A 20351-nucleotide genomic window follows, 5' to 3' on the forward strand; every position below is an offset into this window, starting at 1 on the left:
ATGATGTTTGCACCTGTTCTCCTGTTTACCTACAATCGTCCTGTACATACCAAACAAATGCTGGATGCATTACGGAAAAACCCGCTGAGCAGAGAAAGTACGCTTTTTGTTTTTTCGGACGGGTATAAAAATGAGATAGACCGGCAACAGGTTGAAGAGGTTCGAAGGGTCATTCACTCGCTTGACGGATTCAAAGATATCCGAATTCAGGAAAATTCGGGAAACAAAGGATTGGCCACCAATATTATAGAAGGAGTAACCCGTGTAATCAACGAATATGGAAAAGTGATTGTCATGGAAGATGACCTGATCACTTCGCCATTCTTCCTGACTTTTATGAATGATGTCTTGAATAAATTTGGAAAAGAAGAAAAAATCGGGCATGTACATGGCTACTGCTATCCAAATATGGGACTTCCCGATCTATTTTTAATCAAGTGGACCGGGAGCTGGGGATGGGGAACATGGGAAAGAGCATGGAAATATTTTAACCCCGACGGTGAATATCTTCTTTACGAACTGGAAAGAAGGAAACTGACCAAAACATTCGATTTCAACGGAAGTTATCCTTACACACGTATACTACGCCAACAGGTGAGGGGTGACAACGATTCGTGGGCTATCCGATGGAATGCTTCTCTTTTTTTGGCTGATATTCTTTCTGCCAACGCCGGAAAGTCGCTGGTGCAAAACATCGGCTTCGATGGAACAGGTACACATAGTGGCAGCAGCAACATTTATGTCACCGATTTATACGATAGAGAACTCTTAACAGAAGTATCGGAAATCAAAGAAAACGAAAATGCCCGAAAAGCATTTGAGTGTTACTATAGAAAGACCAATTCTTTTTGGGCTAAAGTCAAAAGAAGACTCGTAAAATGAATATCCTTCTCATCAGCACATCCGATTTGCATGGCGGAGCTGCCATTGCGGCTTTCCGACTAATGAATGCCTTGCAAGCCAAGGGAATGAACGTCAACATGCTCGTGCGGGATAAACGTTCTTCCAACGGCAACGTGATTGAAGTCGGCAATAAAACCATAAACGAGTGGAATTTTCTTTGGGAACGGGGAAAAATATTCATGACAAATCGTTTTTCCCGAAAAAATCTTTTCGACATATCCATTGCCAATACCGGCGTTTCTGTAACCGAACTCCCCGAATTTAAGCATGCCGATATCATTCATCTGCACTGGATTAATCAGGGCATGTTGTCATTAAAAGAGCTGGAAAATATTTTTGCTTCCGGGAAAAAAGTTGTATGGACCATGCACGACATGTGGCCTTTTACCGGCATTTGCCATCATGCCGGAAATTGCACAAACTATCAACAGACATGCGGCTTATGCCCCTATCTTGTTGACGCCTCACCCCATGATCTTTCCCGTAAAGTTTTCAAACAAAAACAAGCAGTTTATTCATCGGGGTACATCACCTTCGTAGCCTGCAGCAACTGGTTGAAAGACCTGGCCAAAAAAAGTCCGCTTACCACAGCTCACAGGGTAATTTCGATACCCAACCCCATCGATACCCAACACTATTGCCCAAAAGACAAAATCAGTACACGCAAAAAATTGCAATTGCCTCTCGATAAAAAAATCGTATTGTTTGCTGCCGTAAAAACATCCGATAAACGCAAAGGAATGGATTACCTCAGTGAGGCAAGCCGATTAATGAAACAGCATACCGATAATGTCCTATTCCTTATCGCCGGCAACAACGGAAAAGAAATCGAAACCCGACTTGCTCTGCCTGCTCAAAGCATGGGGTTTGTTGCTCCCGAAAACATGCCCGATATCTATAATGCTGCCGACGTGTTTGTCACCCCATCGTTGCAGGAAAATCTGCCCAATACCATTATGGAAGCTATGGCATGCGGCACACCCTGCGTGGGATTTCGTATCGGCGGCATTCCCGAAATGATCGACCATTTGAAAACGGGATACCTGGCCGAATACAAAAATGCGGATGATCTGGCCAAAGGCTTGTTTTGGACATTATTTGAAGCCGATACCGAAACACTCTCTGCCAATGCTCGGGAAAAAACATTAAATACATACGCTCAAGAAAAAATTGCCGAACAATATAAAAAAGTATATGACCAACAACAATAACGATAACAATATCACCACACAATCAGACTGGCAAGACTATTGGAAAAACTACCGCTTTGATAGAATTCCCGACAAAGTGGTTTTCGAAAAATATATGCCTCTCTTGAAACAAGGTGAAAGTTTTATCGAAATTGGAGGATTTCCCGGGATATATGCAGCCTATTTTTATAAACAAGGCATCACTGATGTAACAATCCTTGATTTTTACATGGATAGCAAAATAGTTCGAAAACTTGAAAAATTAAATCACATACCTGAAAATACGATACAGTGCATTAACGCTGATTTTTTCAAGTTTTCGTCCGATAAAAAATACGATATCGTATTTTCATCCGGTTTTGTGGAGCATTTTCATAATACACACGATGTTATCTGTCGCCACATCGATCTACTTTCTGAAAACGGTCAACTACTTATTCTTATTCCAAATTTTCGGGGACTGAATGGATTGATCCAACGTTGGTTCGATAAAGACAATCTGAACGCTCACAACCTTCACTCCATGGAAATACCTTATTTACAAGAAATTATACAAACATTCGGATTAAAAGATGTTCGCATTGAATATATCGGTAAACCCATGTTATGGCTTGAACCGAAACCCGAAAACAAGGGTAAACAAAAACTTGTAAAGACGCTGAGTTATGCAATAAAATTATTCCCGTTTAAAGGACAATTCCTATCACCATTTGTTGCCATATACGCCGGAAAATGAAAAAACTATCGGTAATAACGGTTACTTACAACGCCGAGCACACGTTGGAGCGAACGCTGAAAAGCGTCCGGGAACAAACCTATCCCGCTATTGAGCATATCATTGTCGACGGAAATTCAAACGATGGCACAGTAGCGCTGATTCACCGGTATGAAAACGAACGATTAAAATGGATGAGTGAACCCGACAAAGGGCTCTATGATGCCATGAACAAGGGAGCTAAAATGGCAACCGGTGATTATCTCTGCTTTTTAAATGCAGGCGATACTTTTTATAATGTTGATACCGTGGAAAAAATGTTCAATACGATTGATAAGAATGCTTTCCCTGACATTCTTTATGGGGAAACGGCAATCGTTGACGATAACGGCCATTTCTTGCATATGCGCCGTTTGCGGGCACCGAAAACCCTCACATGGAAAAGCTTCAAACTCGGTATGGTAGTTTGTCATCAGGCATTTATTGTTAAACGAGAAATCGTTGAACCCTATGAGCTATCGTATCGGTTCTCAGCCGATTTCGACTGGTGCATCCGGATGATGAAAAAGGCAAAAAACATTCACAACACCGGCATGATCCTGGTCAATTATCTCAATGCAGGCACGACCACTGCCAACCGGAAAGCCTCTCTACGAGAGCGTTACCGCATTATGGAAAAACATTATGGTAAAGTTTCTACCTTTTTATACCATATCTGGTTTGTTATTAGGGCAATTATTAAACCGGAGAAATAAGGACAATTATGGCAAGTCAGCGAAAAAAACTAAAAGTTGAAGAACTTAACCGCATCAGTATTGAAGAATTTCAAGCAGCAAAAAAAATCCCCTTAGTTATCGTACTCGACAACGTGCGCAGCCAAAACAACATTGGTTCCGTTTTTCGTACGTGCGATGCTTTCAGAGTGGAAGAGATTCTGCTTTGCGGAATCACGGCTACACCTCCCAATGCCGAAATCCATAAAACGGCACTGGGTGCTGAAGATTCAGTGAAATGGAGATATTATCATGAAACCTTGCAAGCAGTTCATGAACTCAAAGCAAGGGGATACGCGGTGTTTTCGGTGGAACAGACCAAAAACAGCCTATCTCTCGAAAAAATACAGATTGACAAAAACGGGAAGTATGCCCTCGTTCTTGGTCACGAATTGCATGGTGTACAACAAGAAGTAATCGATATTTCGGATGGAAGCATCGAAATTCCCCAATATGGAACAAAACATTCGCTCAACATATCGGTTGCAACCGGCATAGTGGTATGGGATTTTTTTAAAAGATTAAAATAGAATTTATCGGCTAAAGTGATTAATCCTCATCATCTCTTATAATCAACATTACTTCTAAATTGCTTTTCTTCTGGTAATTTTTTACCAAATTAATAGTTGAAAAGAAGAATTTAGTAAATTTGCAACAATAAAGTCAAAAAATGGTGGAAAGACTTTCCCGATGATCGCTAACAACTAAACAAAATTCAATGAAAAAAAAAGCTTTAATCACCGGAATAACAGGACAAGACGGATCATATCTTGCCGAACTATTGATCGAAAAAGGGTATGAAGTCCACGGAACACTGCGTCGTTCTTCCTCGTTCAACACCGGCCGTATCGAACATCTGTACTTTGAAGAATGGGTGCGCGATATGCGCCAACAACGTCTTGTTAACCTGCATTATGCCGACATGACCGATTCAAGTTCGCTGATACGTATTATTCAGAACATCCAACCCGATGAAATCTACAATTTGGCAGCACAAAGTCATGTAAAAGTTAGCTTCGATGTACCTGAGTACACAGCCGAAACTGATGCAGTAGGCACCCTCCGTCTGCTGGAAGCTGTGCGCATTTTGGGACTAGAAAATAAAACCCGTATTTACCAGGCATCTACTTCCGAACTCTTTGGATTGGTGCAGGAAATACCCCAACGGGAAACCACGCCCTTTTATCCCCGCAGTCCCTATGGTGTAGCCAAGCTATACGGCTACTGGATTACCAAAAACTACCGTGAATCATACGGTATGTTTGCCGTAAACGGAATCCTGTTCAATCATGAAAGCGAACGACGGGGAGAAACTTTTGTAAGTCGAAAAATTACCCTTGCTGTGGCCCGTATTGCTCAAGGCTTGCAGGATAAGTTGTATCTCGGAAATTTAGATGCAAAGCGTGACTGGGGCTATGCCAAAGACTATGTAGAATGCATGTGGTTGATGCTGCAACACGATAGACCCGAAGACTTTGTTATTGCCACCGGTCAGATGCACAGCGTCAGGGAATTTTGCACGTTGGCTTTTGCCGAAATCGGAATCAAGCTCCAATGGGAAGGGAAAGGTATTGAAGAGAAAGGAATCGATAAGGCTACAGGAAAAGTATTGGTGGAAGTTGATCCGAAATATTTTCGCCCGGCTGAAGTAGAACAACTACAGGGTGATCCAAGTAAAGCAAAAAACGTATTGGGATGGAATCCGCAAAAAACTTCATTTGAAGATTTGGTAAAGCTCATGGTAAAGCATGATATGGAATTTGTAAAAAAACACCGATAATAGGCAGTTTAATGGAAAAACAATCAAAAATTTACGTTGCAGGTCATCGCGGTTTGGTAGGATCGGCAATTTGGAAAAAATTAGAAGAAAAAGGATATACCCATCTTGTCGGGCGCACCCACAACGAGTTGGATTTATTGGATGGCGATGCCGTAAAACATTTTTTCGACGAAGAGCAACCCGAATATGTATTTCTTGCCGCTGCTTATGTGGGCGGTATTGTTGCTAACAATACCTATCGTGCCGATTTCATTTATCGTAATCTGGAGATACAAAACCACGTGATTGGCGAAAGTTTTCGCCATAGCGTAAAGAAACTCCTTTTTTTGGGAAGCACTTGCATTTATCCCAAAGAAGCACCTCAACCCATGAGTGAAGAGACTTTGCTGACCTCTCCTCTCGAATACACCAATGAACCCTATGCTATTGCAAAAATCGCAGGGTTGAAAATGTGCGAAAGTTTCAATATTCAGTACGACACAAATTACATCGCCGTGATGCCGACGAATCTTTACGGACCAAACGATAACTTCGACCTTGAAAAAAGTCATGTCTTACCTGCCATGATCAGAAAAATCCATCTGGGCAAATGCCTCATGACCAATAATTGGGATGGTCTGCGGAAAGATTTGAATACACGACCTGTTGAAAACATTTCGGGGAAAAGTCCGAAAGAAGAAATCCTTGGTGTTCTGGGAAAATATGGTATTTTAAGCAATAAGGTGATACTATGGGGTACCGGAAAACCCATGAGGGAATTTCTTTGGAGCGAAGAAATGGCCGATGCATGTGTCTTTATCATGGAGAATGTGGATTTTGCAGACTTGGCAAAAGGCAAAACAGAAATTCGAAATTGTCATATCAATATCGGTACAGGCAAAGAAATCAGCATCTATAATCTCTCTCAACTTATTAAAAAAACCATCGGCTATGAAGGAAGTATCGTTTTCGATCCTTCAAAACCCGATGGCACAATGCGCAAATTGACGGATGTTTCCAAATTACATGCATTGGGATGGCAGCACAAAATAGAAATTGAAGAAGGGGTGGAAAGAATATACGCTTGGTATATCGACGAACAAACGCACTTTTAATCCTTTATTTTCGTTTTATATACTCCCCACAAATCCATTACATTACGCACGTATTCAATCGTTTCGTCTCCACGAAAATACCCCATTTTGCACACGGGATCTTCATAATATTGTTCCAGCCTTTTCAGTTGTAAATATTTCTCCACATTCCCATCCCATCTATCTTTATCGGCTCCATACTTCTCGGCAAGTGCCCGAGCATCAAACACATGCCCGATGCCGCCATTGTAGGCTGCTAACGCCATTTTCACCTGTTCCATACTGTCTTTCACCGAAGAAAAGGAAACCAATAATGTCTTCAGATACTCGGTCCCCGCTTTTATATTTTTTTCGGGATCATAAAGCAAGTTGCCCTTGACGCCAAAGTTCGCAGCCGTGACCGGCATTAAGCCCATGACCCCACCGGCTCCCGTCCATGCACGACTTTGAGGATCAAAGGAAGATTCATAATAGGCAATTGAAGCCAATAACCGCCAATCGATGCCAATTTTTTTACCATACTGCTTAAAATAATGATCGAAAGACGAAATTTGTCCGGGCTTTAAAAAAGTCACAAACGATGAGATTCCACCTCTCTCAAATCGTTTTGCTTCTTCAAAATACCGTTTAGTAATGCGCTGATAGGTAGGTTCTATATTTACACGGGCAAACCAACGATTAAGCGAATCTGCCAGAATGGGTGTATTTTTTCGCACTGCCCACGACGAACGTTGATCGAAACTTACCACAAGACTCACATCGATATTCCGAAAATAGGTTTTGTTGAGACGCGCTACATGTTCATCGGCAATTGTATAATCGATTTCCCTATTTGCTACCATCCGAATAAGATCTTCTTCCACAATGGTGTCTTTATCTACATCTTTTATAATGATCCCCCCGCCTAACTCTTCGTTTAAATTCACCAGCCGGTCATAATATTTAGTGCCGGACTTCACATATACTTCCTTACCGATCAATTGAGTGACATCTTTTAATAATGTATCCCCTCTTTCGGCCCTCTGCACCAGTACCTGATGTGAGATCTCGGACAATCCGCAATACAAAAGAGAATCTTTTAAGGTATTATCCACCGGGACATTATACGCAATAACATCGCCTTTGTTGTTATTCAACATGCTTACCAATGCCTCTGAATTATGAGCAAGAACAACCTCAGGAATTAAACCATGTTTATTGCAAAAATCGCTGATCATTTCGTAATGATACCCCATCGGTTGATCACGATAGATAAAATAAGAAATGGAAGTATTCAGTGTCAGCACCCTAAGCGTATCTCGCTCCATAATCTGAGGAAAATCGGACGTTGAAGTTTTCTTCTTGTTCCTCATGCAGGAAATCGACATTGCTGCAAGAAGTACCGGCACGGCATACCTTAAAAAAATAGATAGCTGTTTCTTCTTCATCCTTCTATGCGTATACGATCTAAAAAACGACCACAAAGGTACAAAAAATCTCTTTCGCCAAGTACCTGTTAGTCAATTTGCTTTAACTAACGTTACGGCTGAAAGCGGAATAAAACAACAGATATTCACATAAACTCACAAAAAATCTTTACTTTTGCACAATGGAAAGAAGAAAGACGCTAGCATCAATACCTACGAAATATCGTATACTTACCTTGCTATTCATAATTCTTTTTGAAGGTATAGAGATTCAAGTGAAAGGGCAAAATCAAACGTGGCGTGAATATCTTGAACAGTTGGCCGAAGAGGGAACGGACGGAACAACTATCGAAAACATGTACGAAGAGCTTACTTCCCTCGAAAATAATCCGATAAACCTGAATGCCGTGACCCGAGATGAATTGCAACGATTTCCGCTTCTTTCGATTGACCAGGCATGGGCGATAGCCGATTTTCTGGAGAAAAACAGACCGGTTTATACTGTTTATGAATTAAGGAATGTACTTGCATTGGATTATGCAACAATAGAACGTATACTCCCTTTCTTTTACGTAGGAGAAGTAGGCGATCGAAAACAAGAAACACTGGGTGAAATAATAAAAAATGGCAAAAACGAGATTCAAAACCGTTTCGATAAAACCCTGACGCAGCGTGCCGGTTACGGATGTTTCTCCGATAGTATTCTCGCACGTTATCCCAACAGAAAATACCTTGGAGAAGATTTTTACACGTCGTTAAAATATTCGTTTGCTTATAAGGACAAAATCCAGTTCGGCATTGTCGGCGAAAAAGACGCCGGTGAACCATTCCTAAAAACCGGTTATCCTAAAGGATACGACCATTACGGCTTTCATCTGATCGTACGCGATAGGGGAATACTGAAAACGTTGGCCTTAGGCGATTATCGATTATCATTCGGTCAGGGATTGGTGCTTAACAACGATTTCATGATCTCAAAATCAGGAACATCCAACACCGTGATTCGCAATACCATAAAACCTAAGCGCCATTTTTCTACTGCCGAAAACGGCTTTTTCAGAGGGGCTGCAGCAGCGATAGGAATAAAAAATATCATGATTACTGCCTTTTATTCCAATAAGTACATCGATGCCACTATCTCCGAAGAAGGGAACATCACCTCATTCAAAACCGATGGCTATCATCGTGTACCCCTGGATATGGAAAAGAAAAACAATACCCGCGAGGAAGTGACAGGCATGAACATACATTATAGCAACAACCGATTTCAGATCGGAATCAATGGTTTATACTATCGTTACAACCGCATGTACAACCCTGTATTGCATGATTACAATACCTATTATCTGCGCGACAGCATGAACACAAATGGGAGTATAGATTATTCGTATCGTTTTTACCGTCTTGTTTTAGCGGGCGAAACGGCCATATCGCAAAACGGAGCAGCGGCTACAATACATGCAATAGAATGGAAGCCGGCAACGCCTCATATTGAATCCGTTTCGTTGCTCTACAGAAACTATTCGAAAGCATTTCAAGCAAGCTATGCAAACGCATTTTCGGAAAGCAGCCATATCCAAAACGAAGAAGGCCTGTATATCGGTTCAACCCTTTATCCTTTTCCCCGTACTTCATTGACCATGTTTATCGATATCGCCCGATTTCCTTGGCTCCGATATAATATCAATAAACCTTCATCGGCCGTTGATTTTTATGCGATGACTTCCTATTCTTTTTCGAAAAATTCCCTATTCGATATCCGTTATAAAATAAAACGAAAAGAAAAAAACACGACTTACCCCAACAACACAACAACCTCGGTTCTTCCTTATATGACGCATAAAATCCGTTTACGTTACACAGGCACCTTCAAAAATGGATGGAACATGCACACAACCGTCGACGTAAATAGGTATCGGACAAAATACTTCCCCAAGGAATATGGATATATCCTCGCTCAGAATATTGGATATAGTGGGGATAACAAGATTTCGGGTGACTTTTTTGTAGGTTACTTCCACACCGACACCTATAACACACGCGTATATTCTTACGAACGTAATATCTTGAACACTTTTTATATGCCGTCATTTTACGGAAAAGGAATCCGAATAACGCTTTCGGCACGATACGCTATCCTTCGGAACGTAATTTTATCGGTGAAAGGAGGAGTTACCCGCTATTCAGACAGAAATACCCTTGGCTCGGGAACGGAGCAAATCGATGGGAACCTGCGCGCAGACATTTACACCTATTTTCGATGGAAATTTTGATAGTTGCTTTTATAAGCAGTTATTCTTCGAATGTTTTTAAGGTTAATTCTTCTCCATCGAAAACGGCATACGAAAAATAACGAATCCAATCGCCAAGAATAATGACGCGAGAACACTCGCCAATCGGCAGATCAAGCATAATATGCCGATGACCGAAAATAAAATAATTTATATCGGGCATTTCTTTGAGTTTTTGTTTTGCAAAGAGCACAAGGTACTCTTTGTCTTCGCCCAAATATTCGACCATTCCACCGTTTTCACGACTGTGGTTCGACCAGGCATGTGCCAGAGGAACCGTTAATCGGGGGTGAATAGCAGAAAAAAGAAAACGCAAAAACTTACTGTGAAACAACTTACGGAGGAACAAAAAACCCGGTGAATCATCACCCAACCCGTCGCCATGTGCAAGAAAAAATTTCTTGCCATTCCACTCGGCAATAAAGGGCTCAAAATGAAGAATCATGCCGCACTCTTTTGAGAGATAATCCGTGAGCCAAATATCGTGATTGCCGATAAAGAAATGGACCTCTATTCCCAAATCGCTTACTTCGGCCAATTTTCCAAGCACGCGCGTGTAGCCTTTCGGTACGACATATTTGTACTCAAACCAATAATCGAAAATATCACCTAAAAGAAAAATCGCACGGGCATCCTGCTTTACTTGATCGAGCCATCGGCATAATTTCCGCTCGGTTTCAACAGAATCGGCATGCCATTTCGACCCCAAATGTGCATCTGCCAGAAAATATATCCTTTTCTTCGAGATCATCCGTTGTATTCAAATTATAGCAACAGAAAAAAGAGGCAGTGTCCCTTTCACATCATCCCTAATTCCAACCTGGCTTCATCATTCATCATCGACTGATCCCAGGGCGGATCAAAAGTAAGGTTGATATCTACATGATTGACTTCAGGAATAGATTCAATTTTCATTTGCACATCCGAAAGGATAAAATCGGAAGCAGGGCAAGCGGGCGAAGTGAATGTCATTTCAATGGTTACATTATTATTTTCATCCACATCTATATCATAAATCATTCCCAAATCATAGATGTTTACGGGAATTTCGGGATCGTACACTGTACGAAGCAAGGTAACTATCTGATCCTGTATCTTCTGAAGTTCTTCGTTCATTGTCTTTTATTTATACATTACAAAATAATCGCTTCTAACTAAACGAATTTTTTCACGTATTGTTTATGCCGACCCCTCAAAAAAAAAATCGACTGCTCAACAATCAGATTGCCCCTTCATCCGCAAAACTATAATAGGTATGGTCGGTCACGATAAGATGGTCAAGCAACACAATATCCATGTAACGAGCGGCTTCCTTCAGTTTTTTTGTAAGCTGAACATCGTTCCCGCTGGGGACACAATTGCCGGAGGGATGATTGTGAGCCAAAATAATCCCCGATGCATAGTTATTGAGTGCTTCACGCAGGATAAGACGAATATCGACCACCGTTCCGGCTATACCGCCACGACTAACCTGCATGTGATCTACAATCTGATTGGCACGATCCAACAGCAAAGCCCAGGTTTCTTCATGATTGAGATCGATAAAGACAGAAGAAAAAATTTCATAAGCATCTTTTGACGAAAGAATCTTTTTTCGTTCCGCAGCGCCTGCCTCTTTTCTTCGTTTTCCCAGTTCCATGGCGGCTACTATAGTAACAGCTTTAGCTGTACCTATCCCTCGAAAATTATTAACCAAATCACTCACCGCAAATTTTGCCAGTTTACCCAGGTCGTTATCGGCCTTTTGCAAAATTCGTTTGCTCAATTCGACAGCGCTTTCCTTATCATTTCCCGAACCAATCAGAATAGCCAATAATTCGGAATTGGAAAGAGCGGAAGCGCCTTTCATTAATAGTTTTTCGCGCGGTCGATCTTCTTCAGCCCATTGCTTAATGGAAATTTTCGTGGAATCGAAAGGGGTCATTTATTCCTTCACTCGTTCCACATAGCTACCACTTCGGGTATCTACCTTTACTTTATCGCCCGCCTCAATAAAGAGCGGAACACGAATTTCAGCCCCCGTTTCCAACGTTGCAGGCTTTAATGCATTGGTTGCCGTATCGCCCTTCAAACCCGGTTCTGTATAAGTAACTTCCAAAACAACATGGGAAGGGAGTTCAACCGTCAAAATAGTATCGGTATCGGCATGCACCTGTACATCCACCATATCGCCTTCCTTAAGGAAGTCTACTCCTTCGATCTGTTCGGCAGGGAGAGAAACTTGCTCAAAGGTTTCGGTATTCATGAAATTATACCCCATTTCATCTTTGTAAAGAAACTGAAATGGACGACGCTCAATGCGAACCTCATCTACTTTTACGCCCGAAGAAAACGTTTTATCGATTACACGCCCTGTTGTTACATTTTTTAATTTCGTCCGCACAAAAGCAGGTCCTTTACCGGGTTTCACATGGAGAAATTCCACAATGAAATAATATTGGCCGTCGACCTCAATGCACATTCCGTTTCTGAAATCAGCAGTTGTTGCCATAAATTATGGTTATAGTTAATATTGTATTCTGTATTTTGCAAGCAAAAGTAATTATTCCCCCTCAAAAAACCAAATCAACACCTTTACTAAATGACATGCATCCCTTCCAACGCCAGTTTAACAATGAACAACAAAAAAATAACCCACATGGTAACGGAAATGTGGCGAAACTTGCCGGTCAACGCTTTTAAAAATACATACGAAAGCATGCCGAACACAATCCCTTGAGCAATACTGAAAGCAAAAGGCATCATAATGATGGTCAGAAAGGCAGGTAAAGATTCCGTTATATTGGCAAAATTGATATTGACAATAGAAGTAATCATAAACAAACCTACCAAAATCAAGGCAGGAGCCGTTGCCGATGGAGGAACCATCAGAAATAAAGGGGCGAGAAATAAAGAAAGGGTAAACATCAATGCCGTTGATACGGAAGTAAGCCCGGTTCTTCCCCCGGCAGCAACACCCGATACACTTTCCACATAGGAAGTCACCGTACTCGTTCCCAACATTGAACCGAAAGTGGTACCGAGAGCATCGGCAAAAAGCGCCTTTTTTATTTGCGGAAAATTACCGTCTTTATCAATAAACCCCGCTTTGGAGGCCACTCCCAACAATGTTCCAATCGTATCGAAAAGATTTACAAATAAAAAGGTAAACACCACGATCAACATGTCGAGTGTAAAAATATTTCCCCACTCAAATTTCATAAAAACGGGCGAAATATCCGGCGGAAGCGAAACGATACCTTCTTTTGGCATTTCAACCAATCCGAGAATAACGGAAAATATCGTAGATAGGATGATCCCGATGAGAATAGAACCCGGCACATTGCGATAATATAATACACTGGTCGCAATTAACCCTAACGAAGCCACCCACACATGTGGATTGGACATATCGCCCAACGAAAGCATGGTATTTTCATTTTTAACAATCAATCCGGCATTCTGTAATCCGATAAAGGCAATAAACAAACCTATCCCCACCGGAATGGCTTCTTTAATGGTTCTCGGAATGCTTTTGACAATGAGTTCTCGCACGTTAAAAAACGTAAGAATAATAAAAACGATTCCTTCGATGAACACGGCTGTAAGAGCCATTTGCCAAGAATAGCCCAAGCCGATGACTACCGAAAAAGCGAAAAAACTGTTCAACCCCATTCCCGGAGCTTGAGCAACCGGCAAATTGGGGATAAAGGCCATGAAAAGCGTGCCCAAAATACTTGCCAAAGCGGTCGCCGTAAACAACGCCGATTTATCCATGCCGGTCGCTCCCAATGTATTGGGATTGACCACTAAAATATAGGACATTGTGAGAAACGTGATGATTCCCGCCACAATCTCTGTTCTGACATTCGTCCGGTTTTGCTTTAAGTTAAAAAGTTTCTCCAACATTCTATCGTTCTTTTTAGCTTACTTTCAATTATTTAATAATAAACGCCAATTAAGAATTCTGCTTTTTGTGCAAAAGTAGTGAATTAACTTCAATATCAATTCACCATTATATCGCTTTATTCTGTCCCGAAACCTAACTCGAGTAGAAACAGGATCATTAAAAAATGCATTTCCCACTTTTTGCTCTGATTTATACAACATAAGATATAAATTTGTATTTTTGTGTTCCCAAAACAAAATTTCCAATAGTTTAAATATGTCCGATACAATAGCACAAAAACCGGTTATCTACAACACGCTTACCCGAAAGAAAGAAGTTTTTGAACCATTGAATCCGCCTCATGTAGGGCTTTATGTTTGCGGCCCCACGGTATATGGTGATCCGCATCTTGGGCATGCAAGGCCGGCAATCACTTTCGACCTGTTGTTCCGATATCTCAAATTTATCGGCTACAAGGTACGCTATGTACGCAACATTACCGATGTCGGACATCTGGAAAACGATGCGGATGAGGGAGAAGACAAAATCGAAAAGAAAGCCCGCCTCGAGCAACTCGAACCCATGGAGGTAGCCCAATACTATACCCTTCGCTATCACAAAGCAATGGAAGCGCTCAATGTGCTCCCTCCTTCGATAGAACCACGCGCCTCCGGTCACATCATCGAGCAGATAGAAATGGCCAAAACCATTCTGGATAACGGTTTTGCTTACGAAAGCGACGGATCCGTATATTTCGATGTAGAAAAATATAACAAACTCTATCACTACGGTAAACTTTCGGGACGAAACATCGAGGAACTGCTCGAAAATACCCGACAATTGGAAGGACAAGAGGAAAAACGCAAAAGCTACGATTTTGCCTTATGGAAAAAAGCAGCTCCTGAACACATCATGAAATGGCCATCGCCATGGAGCAAGGGGTTTCCCGGTTGGCATCTCGAATGTTCTGCCATGAGTATTAAGTATCTTGGCAAGGAATTCGATATCCACGGAGGCGGAATGGATCTGATGTTTCCTCATCACGAATGTGAAATCGCTCAAAATACGGCTGCCGAAGGGACTCCTGCTGTCAAATATTGGATGCACAATAACATGATCACCATCAATGGGCAGAAAATGGGTAAGTCGCTCGGTAATTTTATCACACTCGAAGAGTTTTTTACCGGAAAACATCCGTTGCTAGAACAGCCTTATACGCCCATGACCATCCGTTTTTTCATTCTGCAATCTCACTACCGAAGTACCGTAGATTTCAGTAATGAAGCTCTTCAAGCCTCTGAAAAGGGTTTGAAACGATTATTGGAAGCATATGACATGATCGATAAAATTCCCGTCAGCAATGCTTCAACGATAGACGTCAAGGCTCTGCGCCAAAAATGCTTCGAGGCGCTCAACGACGACCTGAATTCTCCTATTCTTATTTCACACCTGTTTGAGGCTGCACACCTCATCAATGCCACTAAAAGCGAAGTAGAAAAGATAACAACAGAAGACAAGACCGAGTTAAAAAACCTCTTTAACGACTTTTTGTTTACTATTCTTGGTATTAAAAACGAAGTTGAAAGCAACGTTGCCGGTCATGAAGCTTTTGTTAAAGCTGTCGATTTACTTTTGACCATTCGTCAGGAAGCCAAACAACGAAAAGATTGGGCACTGGCAGACAGGATACGCAATGAACTGACTGCGTTGGGATTCGAAATAAAAGATACCAAAGATGGTTTCGAATGGAGATTGAAATAAAAAGACAATCCCTACTAATATGGACGAAAACAGAGTAACGTTTGTATCGAAAATAGGAATGGTAGCTGCTGCTGCAGGATCTGCCATAGGATTGGGCAACATCTGGCGTTTTCCAAGCCAAACGGCCGGCGGAGGAGGTGCCATCTTTATTTTGGTTTATATTGGTTGTGTATTGTTTTTCGGCATACCTCTGATGACAGCCGAATTTATCATTGGTCGTTCATCTCGGGCAAATACAGCAGGGGCTTTTCGCAAATTGGCGCCGGGTACACCTTGGATATGGGTAGGACGTTTGGGGGTACTTACCGGATTTGTAATCATGGGTTTTTACATGGTAGTTTGCGGTTGGACGCTCGACTATATTTTTCAATCGCTTACCGGGCAATTATTTTCCGTTAAAGATTATGCCGCTAACTTTGTCCAACTTCAGGAAAATCATTTGAAACAAACCCTGTTAACAACTATTTTCATTATTTTGACCGCTTTATTTACGTTGTCCGGCGTGAAAAGGGGAGTAGAAAAATCGTCCAAAATTTTTATGCCGATACTTTTTCTGCTTCTCATTATTTTGGGAATTCGTGCAGTTACTCTTCCCGGATCATCGGAAGGATTGGCTTTTTTATTTAAGCCCGAAATGAAAAACGTAAAATCTACCGTCTTCCTCGATGCGATGGGGCAAGCCTTCTTCTCGCTTTCCATTGGAATGGGATGCATGACAACTTATGCCTCCTATTTTAGAAATGATGTGAACCTAACAAAAACAGCCGTTCAAGTCTCCGTTCTCGATACCTTGGTAGCTATTCTGGCAGGAGTGGTTATCTTTCCCTCTGCTTTTGCACTAACGGCAAACCCCGATACCATTATTTCCGATCTGGTAGCCGGTGGTCCCGGTTTATTATTCATCACTATACCCCAATTGTTTGGCCAAATGTCGCTATCGGCATTGTGGTCAACGTTCTTTTTTGTTCTTCTGGCACTGGCCGCCATCACCTCAACCATATCGTTAATGGAAGTAACCACTATTTATCTCCAGGAAGAATATCGAATTTCGCGAAAAAAAGCGACATTCTTTGTGTGTATCGGTGTATTCATTACAGGAACCATCTCTTCTTTCTCTCCTGAATTCTTTAATTTACTCGATTATGCTTCTGCTAAACTTATGCTCCCTATCGGTGGATTTTTTATTTCTCTTTTTGTTGGTTGGTATCTGGATAAACGAATGATCATGGCTCATATCACCAATAAAGGAACTATCAAATATGGTAGAGCATTTCTTAAAGGATATATTTTTATTCTTCGCTATGTAGCCCCCATTGCAATCTTAGCCATATTTCTCTACGGCTTGTTATCCTAACATTTTCGAAAAAAATCAAAACTGCAACATATATCTTTCTCATTGAGCCTTATCGCCACGCCATTTTCAGAAAAATCGTATCGGGAAGCAGGTTGAATAATAATCATCCACTAAAGTCCTTTCATAAATCGGCGGATTGCAGAAAAGTTCTATTCAAGTGTTTTGCTCTTCCTCCAAAATGTATTACTTTTGTGTAAAATAAAGAAGGAAATCCATGCAGTATAAAATATTTCCACCTGAAAAATTACAAACCACCATTACCCTCCCCCCTTCAAAAAGCATCAGCAACCGTGTGCTGATTCTAAATGCCCTGAGTTGCAGCCCCTACCCCATTGAAAACTTATCTAACTGTGAAGACACCCAAGTACTTATCGATGCTTTTAACTCCGACTCCAATGTTTTCGACGTCAAAGGAGCAGGTACAGCCATGCGTTTTTTAACAGCCTTTCTGGCCGAAATGGAGGGAGAATGGATTATTAGGGGAAACAACCGCATGCACGAACGTCCTATCTATCCACTGGTTAACACCCTTATTGCTTTAGGAGCCGAAATTGAATATTTAGAAAAAGAAGGTTATCCTCCGTTGAAAATCAAAGGCAAACACCTAGGAGGAGGCGAAGTGTATCTTTCGGGCAACATGAGTTCGCAATTTGTATCGGCATTACTGATGATTGCACCCAAAATGGACAACGGTCTCATCATCCATTTGGAAAACGAAGTGATCTCGAAACCCTACATTCATCTGACACTCGGACTCATGGAGAAATATGGAGTGAAAGCAAAATGGGAAGGAAAAGACATCACTGTAAAACACCAGGAATATGTCCCCACCCCTATCAAGGTTGAAGCCGATTGGTCTGCGGCTTCCTATTGGTATTCGATAGCCTCATTGATTCCGGAAGCAGAAGTAACGCTCTTAGGATTAAACAGGAACAGTTTGCAGGGAGATTCTAACCTTGTAAATCTCTTTCCCGATCTTGGCGTGTCCACAGAATTCATTCCCGATGGCGTGATTATTCGAAAGACAAAAAAATCGGCAAAAAAATTCTTTCACGATTTTGTCAACGAACCCGATCTCGCACAAACTTTTGTGGTTGCTTGTTGTTTATTGAATGTACCGTTTCTGTTCTCGGGAGTACAAAGTCTCAAAATAAAAGAAACCGATCGCATTAATGCATTGAAAACGGAATTATTAAAACTCGGATATGTGTTGAAAGACGATAACGAATATAGAATGCTGGAATGGGATAAGGAACGATGTTTCCCACAAAAAAATGCTGTTATCGAAACCTATAACGATCATCGAATGGCAATGTCATTTGCTCCTGCATGCATACCCTTCGAATCTGTAATTATCGATAACCCGGGAGTCGTCGCAAAATCATATCCAAAATTTTGGGATGACCTCAAAAAAGCAGGTTTCACTATTGAAGAAAAAAAAAATTAACATGCTTAGTCTGTTTCTATTTATAGGAATTATCATTTTTTTCGTAATTGCACTTCATATCTGGAATTCGATCCAGCGCAAAAAAGGAAATATAGAGGAAAACAAGCCGGCTCCACCACTCATTGAGGGGGGATGCTGTGGCATGCATGAAGTTTGCGAACGCAACAATCTAAAAGCTGCCTTCGGTCAAAAACCGGAATATTTCGACGACGAGGAACTTGACGAATATAAAGGTAAAGACTCTTCCGACTATAGCGAAGAACAAGTTGAGAAGTTTCGAGAAGTTTTCTATTCACTTCTCGATGAAGAAAAACCCCGATGGATACACAGTTTGCAGATACGCAAAATTTCTATTCCCGAGCAAATGAATGATGAGGTAATGATGGTTATTACTGATTTGCGTACCCGAAAAGCACATGCATGATGTTTATTGAACATGAATTTATTGGAACTATTCGATTATGCTTTTTTTCGTAATGCACTATGGGGTAGCCTTTTTGCCGGCATAGCCTGTGGAATGATCGGAACATATGTAGTTTCACGCCGACTGGTGTTTATCAGCGGCGGAATCACACATGCATCGTTCGGGGGATTAGGAATCGGATTTTATTTCGGCTTAAATCCCATTCTCTCAGCAATGGGTTTTTCGGTCCTTTCGGCATTCGGCATCGAATGGCTATCAACAAAACAAGGTGTACGCGAAGATTCTGCGATAGCTGTCTTCTGGTCGCTCGGTATGGCTATAGGAATTATTCTTACTTTTCTCTCGCCGGGATACGCACCCAATTTGTCCGAATATCTTTTCGGCAACATCCTCACCATTACTAAAACCGATATTTGGGCATTGTTGACCCTTAGTGTTTTGCTTGCCATGTTTTTTTTGACCCATTACCAAGCCATCGTTTCCGTTTCTTTCGACATCGAGTTTGCAAAAACACGAAGAATATCCACTCGTTTCATCGAATATACAATGATGTTTTTTATTGCTGTCACCATCGTGCTGAGTATCCGCTTGGTTGGAATCGTCCTGCTCATGTCGCTGATCACCGTTCCACAGATGACGGCAAACGTATTCACCGTAAAATATTCTCACATCATCTACCTTTCTTCCGCCTTTAGTTTTGTAGGGTGCATCGTCGGCTTATTCTTGTCTTACTACCTGAATGTACCTTCAGGAGCTTTCATCATTTTTGTTCTTATCCTCATGTTTTTTATTGCTAAAGCAATAAAATCAATCGACAAAAAATCTAAAAAACGAACGAGAAACCCATCGACCGGTGATTGACAGGTCGGCTTTGGTTTGTACCCATTCCGATGCATGGGTCCCTGCATGAAAATTATTTTTTCAAAGCTTAAGAAAAAGTGAATGCCGGAAGTGAAATATTCAATAAATAGTGTAACTTTACAAAGAAATGAAAGAAAAGTTCTCAGTACCTTAAAATATAAATCATTTAAAGAAGGAGGATATAGCTATGGCAGACTTCATTAAAAATGCAGTTTTGGCAGGATTGGGTCTTATTTCGCTAACTAGCGAAAAAGCCGAAGAATTTGCAAAAGAACTTATTAAACGAGGTGAATTAACCGAAAACGAGAAAGCTAAATTCGTAAAAGATGTTTTGGATCAATCGGAAAAAACCAAAACAGAAATCGAACAGAAAATCGAGAAAACGGTCGAAACCATTTTATCCAGAATAAATATTCCTTCACGAAAGGAATTTGAAGAATTAAAGAATAAAGTGGAAGAATTATCCCGACAGGTGAACAAAACAGCATAGCAATCTTTTAAAAAC

The 20351-nt window shown here is 41.2% G+C and carries 20 protein-coding genes; 14 read left to right on the plus strand and 6 right to left on the minus strand.

Going from position 1 to position 20351, the window contains the following annotated elements; all coding sequences use genetic code 11:
• The 7 genes from OLM34_RS10700 to OLM34_RS10730 all read left to right on the plus strand — a co-directional run bounded on the left by OLM34_RS10700 (position 1) and on the right by OLM34_RS10730 (position 6455).
• On the plus strand, positions 1-882 hold the full coding sequence (locus OLM34_RS10700) for a glycosyltransferase family protein (RefSeq protein WP_264407220.1): 882 nt from the start codon (positions 1-3) through the stop codon (positions 880-882).
• Positions 879-2114, plus strand: coding sequence for a glycosyltransferase family 4 protein (locus OLM34_RS10705; RefSeq protein ID WP_264407221.1), 1236 nt, complete (start codon positions 879-881; stop codon positions 2112-2114). The genes OLM34_RS10700 and OLM34_RS10705 overlap by 4 nt, the downstream gene beginning before the upstream one ends.
• Positions 2098-2829: a class I SAM-dependent methyltransferase gene (locus tag OLM34_RS10710; RefSeq protein WP_264407222.1), complete on the plus strand. Its 732-nt coding sequence runs from the start codon at positions 2098-2100 to the stop codon at positions 2827-2829. Before OLM34_RS10705 ends, OLM34_RS10710 begins: the two co-directional genes overlap by 17 nt.
• Positions 2826-3563 (plus strand): glycosyltransferase family 2 protein, encoded by a 738-nt coding sequence (locus OLM34_RS10715; RefSeq protein WP_264407224.1) that lies wholly within the window; start codon positions 2826-2828, stop codon positions 3561-3563. Before OLM34_RS10710 ends, OLM34_RS10715 begins: the two co-directional genes overlap by 4 nt.
• An 8-nt stretch (positions 3564-3571) precedes the next feature.
• Complete coding sequence (locus OLM34_RS10720; protein ID WP_264407225.1) at positions 3572-4111, plus strand: RNA methyltransferase; 540 nt, start codon at positions 3572-3574, stop codon at positions 4109-4111.
• Between the two features lie 188 nt (positions 4112-4299).
• Positions 4300-5361 (plus strand): GDP-mannose 4,6-dehydratase, encoded by a 1062-nt coding sequence (gene gmd, locus OLM34_RS10725; protein WP_264407226.1) that lies wholly within the window; start codon positions 4300-4302, stop codon positions 5359-5361.
• An 11-nt stretch (positions 5362-5372) separates the two neighbouring features.
• A complete protein-coding gene (locus OLM34_RS10730) occupies positions 5373-6455 on the plus strand; it encodes a GDP-L-fucose synthase family protein (protein ID WP_264407227.1) in 1083 nt (360 codons plus the stop codon).
• Here OLM34_RS10730 and OLM34_RS10735 read toward each other — a convergent pair.
• A complete protein-coding gene (locus OLM34_RS10735) occupies positions 6452-7861 on the minus strand; it encodes an MltF family protein (RefSeq protein ID WP_264407228.1) in 1410 nt (469 codons plus the stop codon). The two genes, OLM34_RS10730 and OLM34_RS10735, sit on opposite strands and share 4 nt — an antisense overlap.
• Before the next feature lie 161 nt (positions 7862-8022).
• Here OLM34_RS10735 and OLM34_RS10740 point away from each other — a divergent pair, with 161 nt between their 5' ends.
• Positions 8023-10113 (plus strand): ComEA family DNA-binding protein, encoded by a 2091-nt coding sequence (locus tag OLM34_RS10740; RefSeq protein WP_264407230.1) that lies wholly within the window; start codon positions 8023-8025, stop codon positions 10111-10113.
• 19 nt (positions 10114-10132) lie between these two features.
• Here OLM34_RS10740 and OLM34_RS10745 read toward each other — a convergent pair whose 3' ends face one another.
• The 5 genes from OLM34_RS10745 to OLM34_RS10765 form a co-directional block, all read right to left on the minus strand.
• Positions 10133-10882 (minus strand): UDP-2,3-diacylglucosamine diphosphatase, encoded by a 750-nt coding sequence (locus OLM34_RS10745; RefSeq protein WP_264407231.1) that lies wholly within the window; start codon positions 10880-10882, stop codon positions 10133-10135.
• A gap of 47 nt (positions 10883-10929) precedes the next feature.
• A complete protein-coding gene (locus tag OLM34_RS10750) occupies positions 10930-11247 on the minus strand; it encodes a metal-sulfur cluster assembly factor (protein WP_264407233.1) in 318 nt (105 codons plus the stop codon).
• Positions 11248-11350: 103 nt separating this feature from the next.
• Entirely contained in the window at positions 11351-12055 is a 705-nt protein-coding gene (gene radC, locus OLM34_RS10755) for a RadC family protein (protein WP_264407234.1), read from the minus strand.
• Positions 12056-12622 (minus strand): elongation factor P, encoded by a 567-nt coding sequence (gene efp, locus OLM34_RS10760; protein WP_264407235.1) that lies wholly within the window; start codon positions 12620-12622, stop codon positions 12056-12058.
• 86 nt (positions 12623-12708) lie between these two features.
• Positions 12709-14019, minus strand: a complete 1311-nt coding sequence (locus OLM34_RS10765) for an NCS2 family permease (RefSeq protein ID WP_264407237.1) — start codon at positions 14017-14019, stop codon at positions 12709-12711.
• A 256-nt stretch (positions 14020-14275) separates the two neighbouring features.
• Between OLM34_RS10765 and cysS the strand changes: the two genes are divergently transcribed.
• The 6 genes from cysS to OLM34_RS10795 all read left to right on the plus strand — a co-directional run bounded on the left by cysS (position 14276) and on the right by OLM34_RS10795 (position 20336).
• A complete protein-coding gene (cysS, locus tag OLM34_RS10770; protein ID WP_264407238.1) occupies positions 14276-15760 on the plus strand; it encodes a cysteine--tRNA ligase in 1485 nt (494 codons plus the stop codon).
• 19 nt (positions 15761-15779) lie between these two features.
• Entirely contained in the window at positions 15780-17114 is a 1335-nt protein-coding gene (locus tag OLM34_RS10775; protein ID WP_264407241.1) for a sodium-dependent transporter, read from the plus strand.
• A 214-nt stretch (positions 17115-17328) separates the two neighbouring features.
• Complete coding sequence (locus tag OLM34_RS10780) at positions 17329-18561, plus strand: 3-phosphoshikimate 1-carboxyvinyltransferase (protein WP_264407243.1); 1233 nt, start codon at positions 17329-17331, stop codon at positions 18559-18561.
• A 1-nt stretch (position 18562) separates the two neighbouring features.
• Positions 18563-18985: a phospholipase gene (locus tag OLM34_RS10785; protein ID WP_264407245.1), complete on the plus strand. Its 423-nt coding sequence runs from the start codon at positions 18563-18565 to the stop codon at positions 18983-18985.
• Positions 18986-18997: 12 nt separating this feature from the next.
• Positions 18998-19846, plus strand: coding sequence for a metal ABC transporter permease (locus OLM34_RS10790; RefSeq protein WP_413777227.1), 849 nt, complete (start codon positions 18998-19000; stop codon positions 19844-19846).
• Between the two features lie 187 nt (positions 19847-20033).
• Positions 20034-20336: a phasin family protein gene (locus OLM34_RS10795; protein ID WP_264407246.1), complete on the plus strand. Its 303-nt coding sequence runs from the start codon at positions 20034-20036 to the stop codon at positions 20334-20336.
• Positions 20337-20351 lie beyond the last annotated feature (15 nt).

This window comes from Anaerorudis cellulosivorans (assembly GCF_025943985.1).
Classification (GTDB): Bacteria; Bacteroidota; Bacteroidia; order Bacteroidales; family Dysgonomonadaceae; genus Anaerorudis; species Anaerorudis cellulosivorans.

Coding starts and splice junctions, on each gene's coding strand:
- OLM34_RS10700 (WP_264407220.1), top strand. CDS start 1: ATGATGTTTGCACCTGTTCTCCTGTTTACCTACAATCGTCCTGTACAT.
- OLM34_RS10705 (WP_264407221.1), top strand. CDS start 879: ATGAATATCCTTCTCATCAGCACATCCGATTTGCATGGCGGAGCTGCC.
- OLM34_RS10710 (WP_264407222.1), top strand. CDS start 2,098: ATGACCAACAACAATAACGATAACAATATCACCACACAATCAGACTGG.
- OLM34_RS10715 (WP_264407224.1), top strand. CDS start 2,826: ATGAAAAAACTATCGGTAATAACGGTTACTTACAACGCCGAGCACACG.
- OLM34_RS10720 (WP_264407225.1), top strand. CDS start 3,572: ATGGCAAGTCAGCGAAAAAAACTAAAAGTTGAAGAACTTAACCGCATC.
- gmd (WP_264407226.1), top strand. CDS start 4,300: ATGAAAAAAAAAGCTTTAATCACCGGAATAACAGGACAAGACGGATCA.
- OLM34_RS10730 (WP_264407227.1), top strand. CDS start 5,373: ATGGAAAAACAATCAAAAATTTACGTTGCAGGTCATCGCGGTTTGGTA.
- OLM34_RS10735 (WP_264407228.1), bottom strand. CDS start 7,861: ATGAAGAAGAAACAGCTATCTATTTTTTTAAGGTATGCCGTGCCGGTA.
- OLM34_RS10740 (WP_264407230.1), top strand. CDS start 8,023: ATGGAAAGAAGAAAGACGCTAGCATCAATACCTACGAAATATCGTATA.
- OLM34_RS10745 (WP_264407231.1), bottom strand. CDS start 10,882: ATGATCTCGAAGAAAAGGATATATTTTCTGGCAGATGCACATTTGGGG.
- OLM34_RS10750 (WP_264407233.1), bottom strand. CDS start 11,247: ATGAACGAAGAACTTCAGAAGATACAGGATCAGATAGTTACCTTGCTT.
- radC (WP_264407234.1), bottom strand. CDS start 12,055: ATGACCCCTTTCGATTCCACGAAAATTTCCATTAAGCAATGGGCTGAA.
- efp (WP_264407235.1), bottom strand. CDS start 12,622: ATGGCAACAACTGCTGATTTCAGAAACGGAATGTGCATTGAGGTCGAC.
- OLM34_RS10765 (WP_264407237.1), bottom strand. CDS start 14,019: ATGTTGGAGAAACTTTTTAACTTAAAGCAAAACCGGACGAATGTCAGA.
- cysS (WP_264407238.1), top strand. CDS start 14,276: ATGTCCGATACAATAGCACAAAAACCGGTTATCTACAACACGCTTACC.
- OLM34_RS10775 (WP_264407241.1), top strand. CDS start 15,780: ATGGACGAAAACAGAGTAACGTTTGTATCGAAAATAGGAATGGTAGCT.
- OLM34_RS10780 (WP_264407243.1), top strand. CDS start 17,329: ATGCAGTATAAAATATTTCCACCTGAAAAATTACAAACCACCATTACC.
- OLM34_RS10785 (WP_264407245.1), top strand. CDS start 18,563: ATGCTTAGTCTGTTTCTATTTATAGGAATTATCATTTTTTTCGTAATT.
- OLM34_RS10790 (WP_413777227.1), top strand. CDS start 18,998: ATGAATTTATTGGAACTATTCGATTATGCTTTTTTTCGTAATGCACTA.
- OLM34_RS10795 (WP_264407246.1), top strand. CDS start 20,034: ATGGCAGACTTCATTAAAAATGCAGTTTTGGCAGGATTGGGTCTTATT.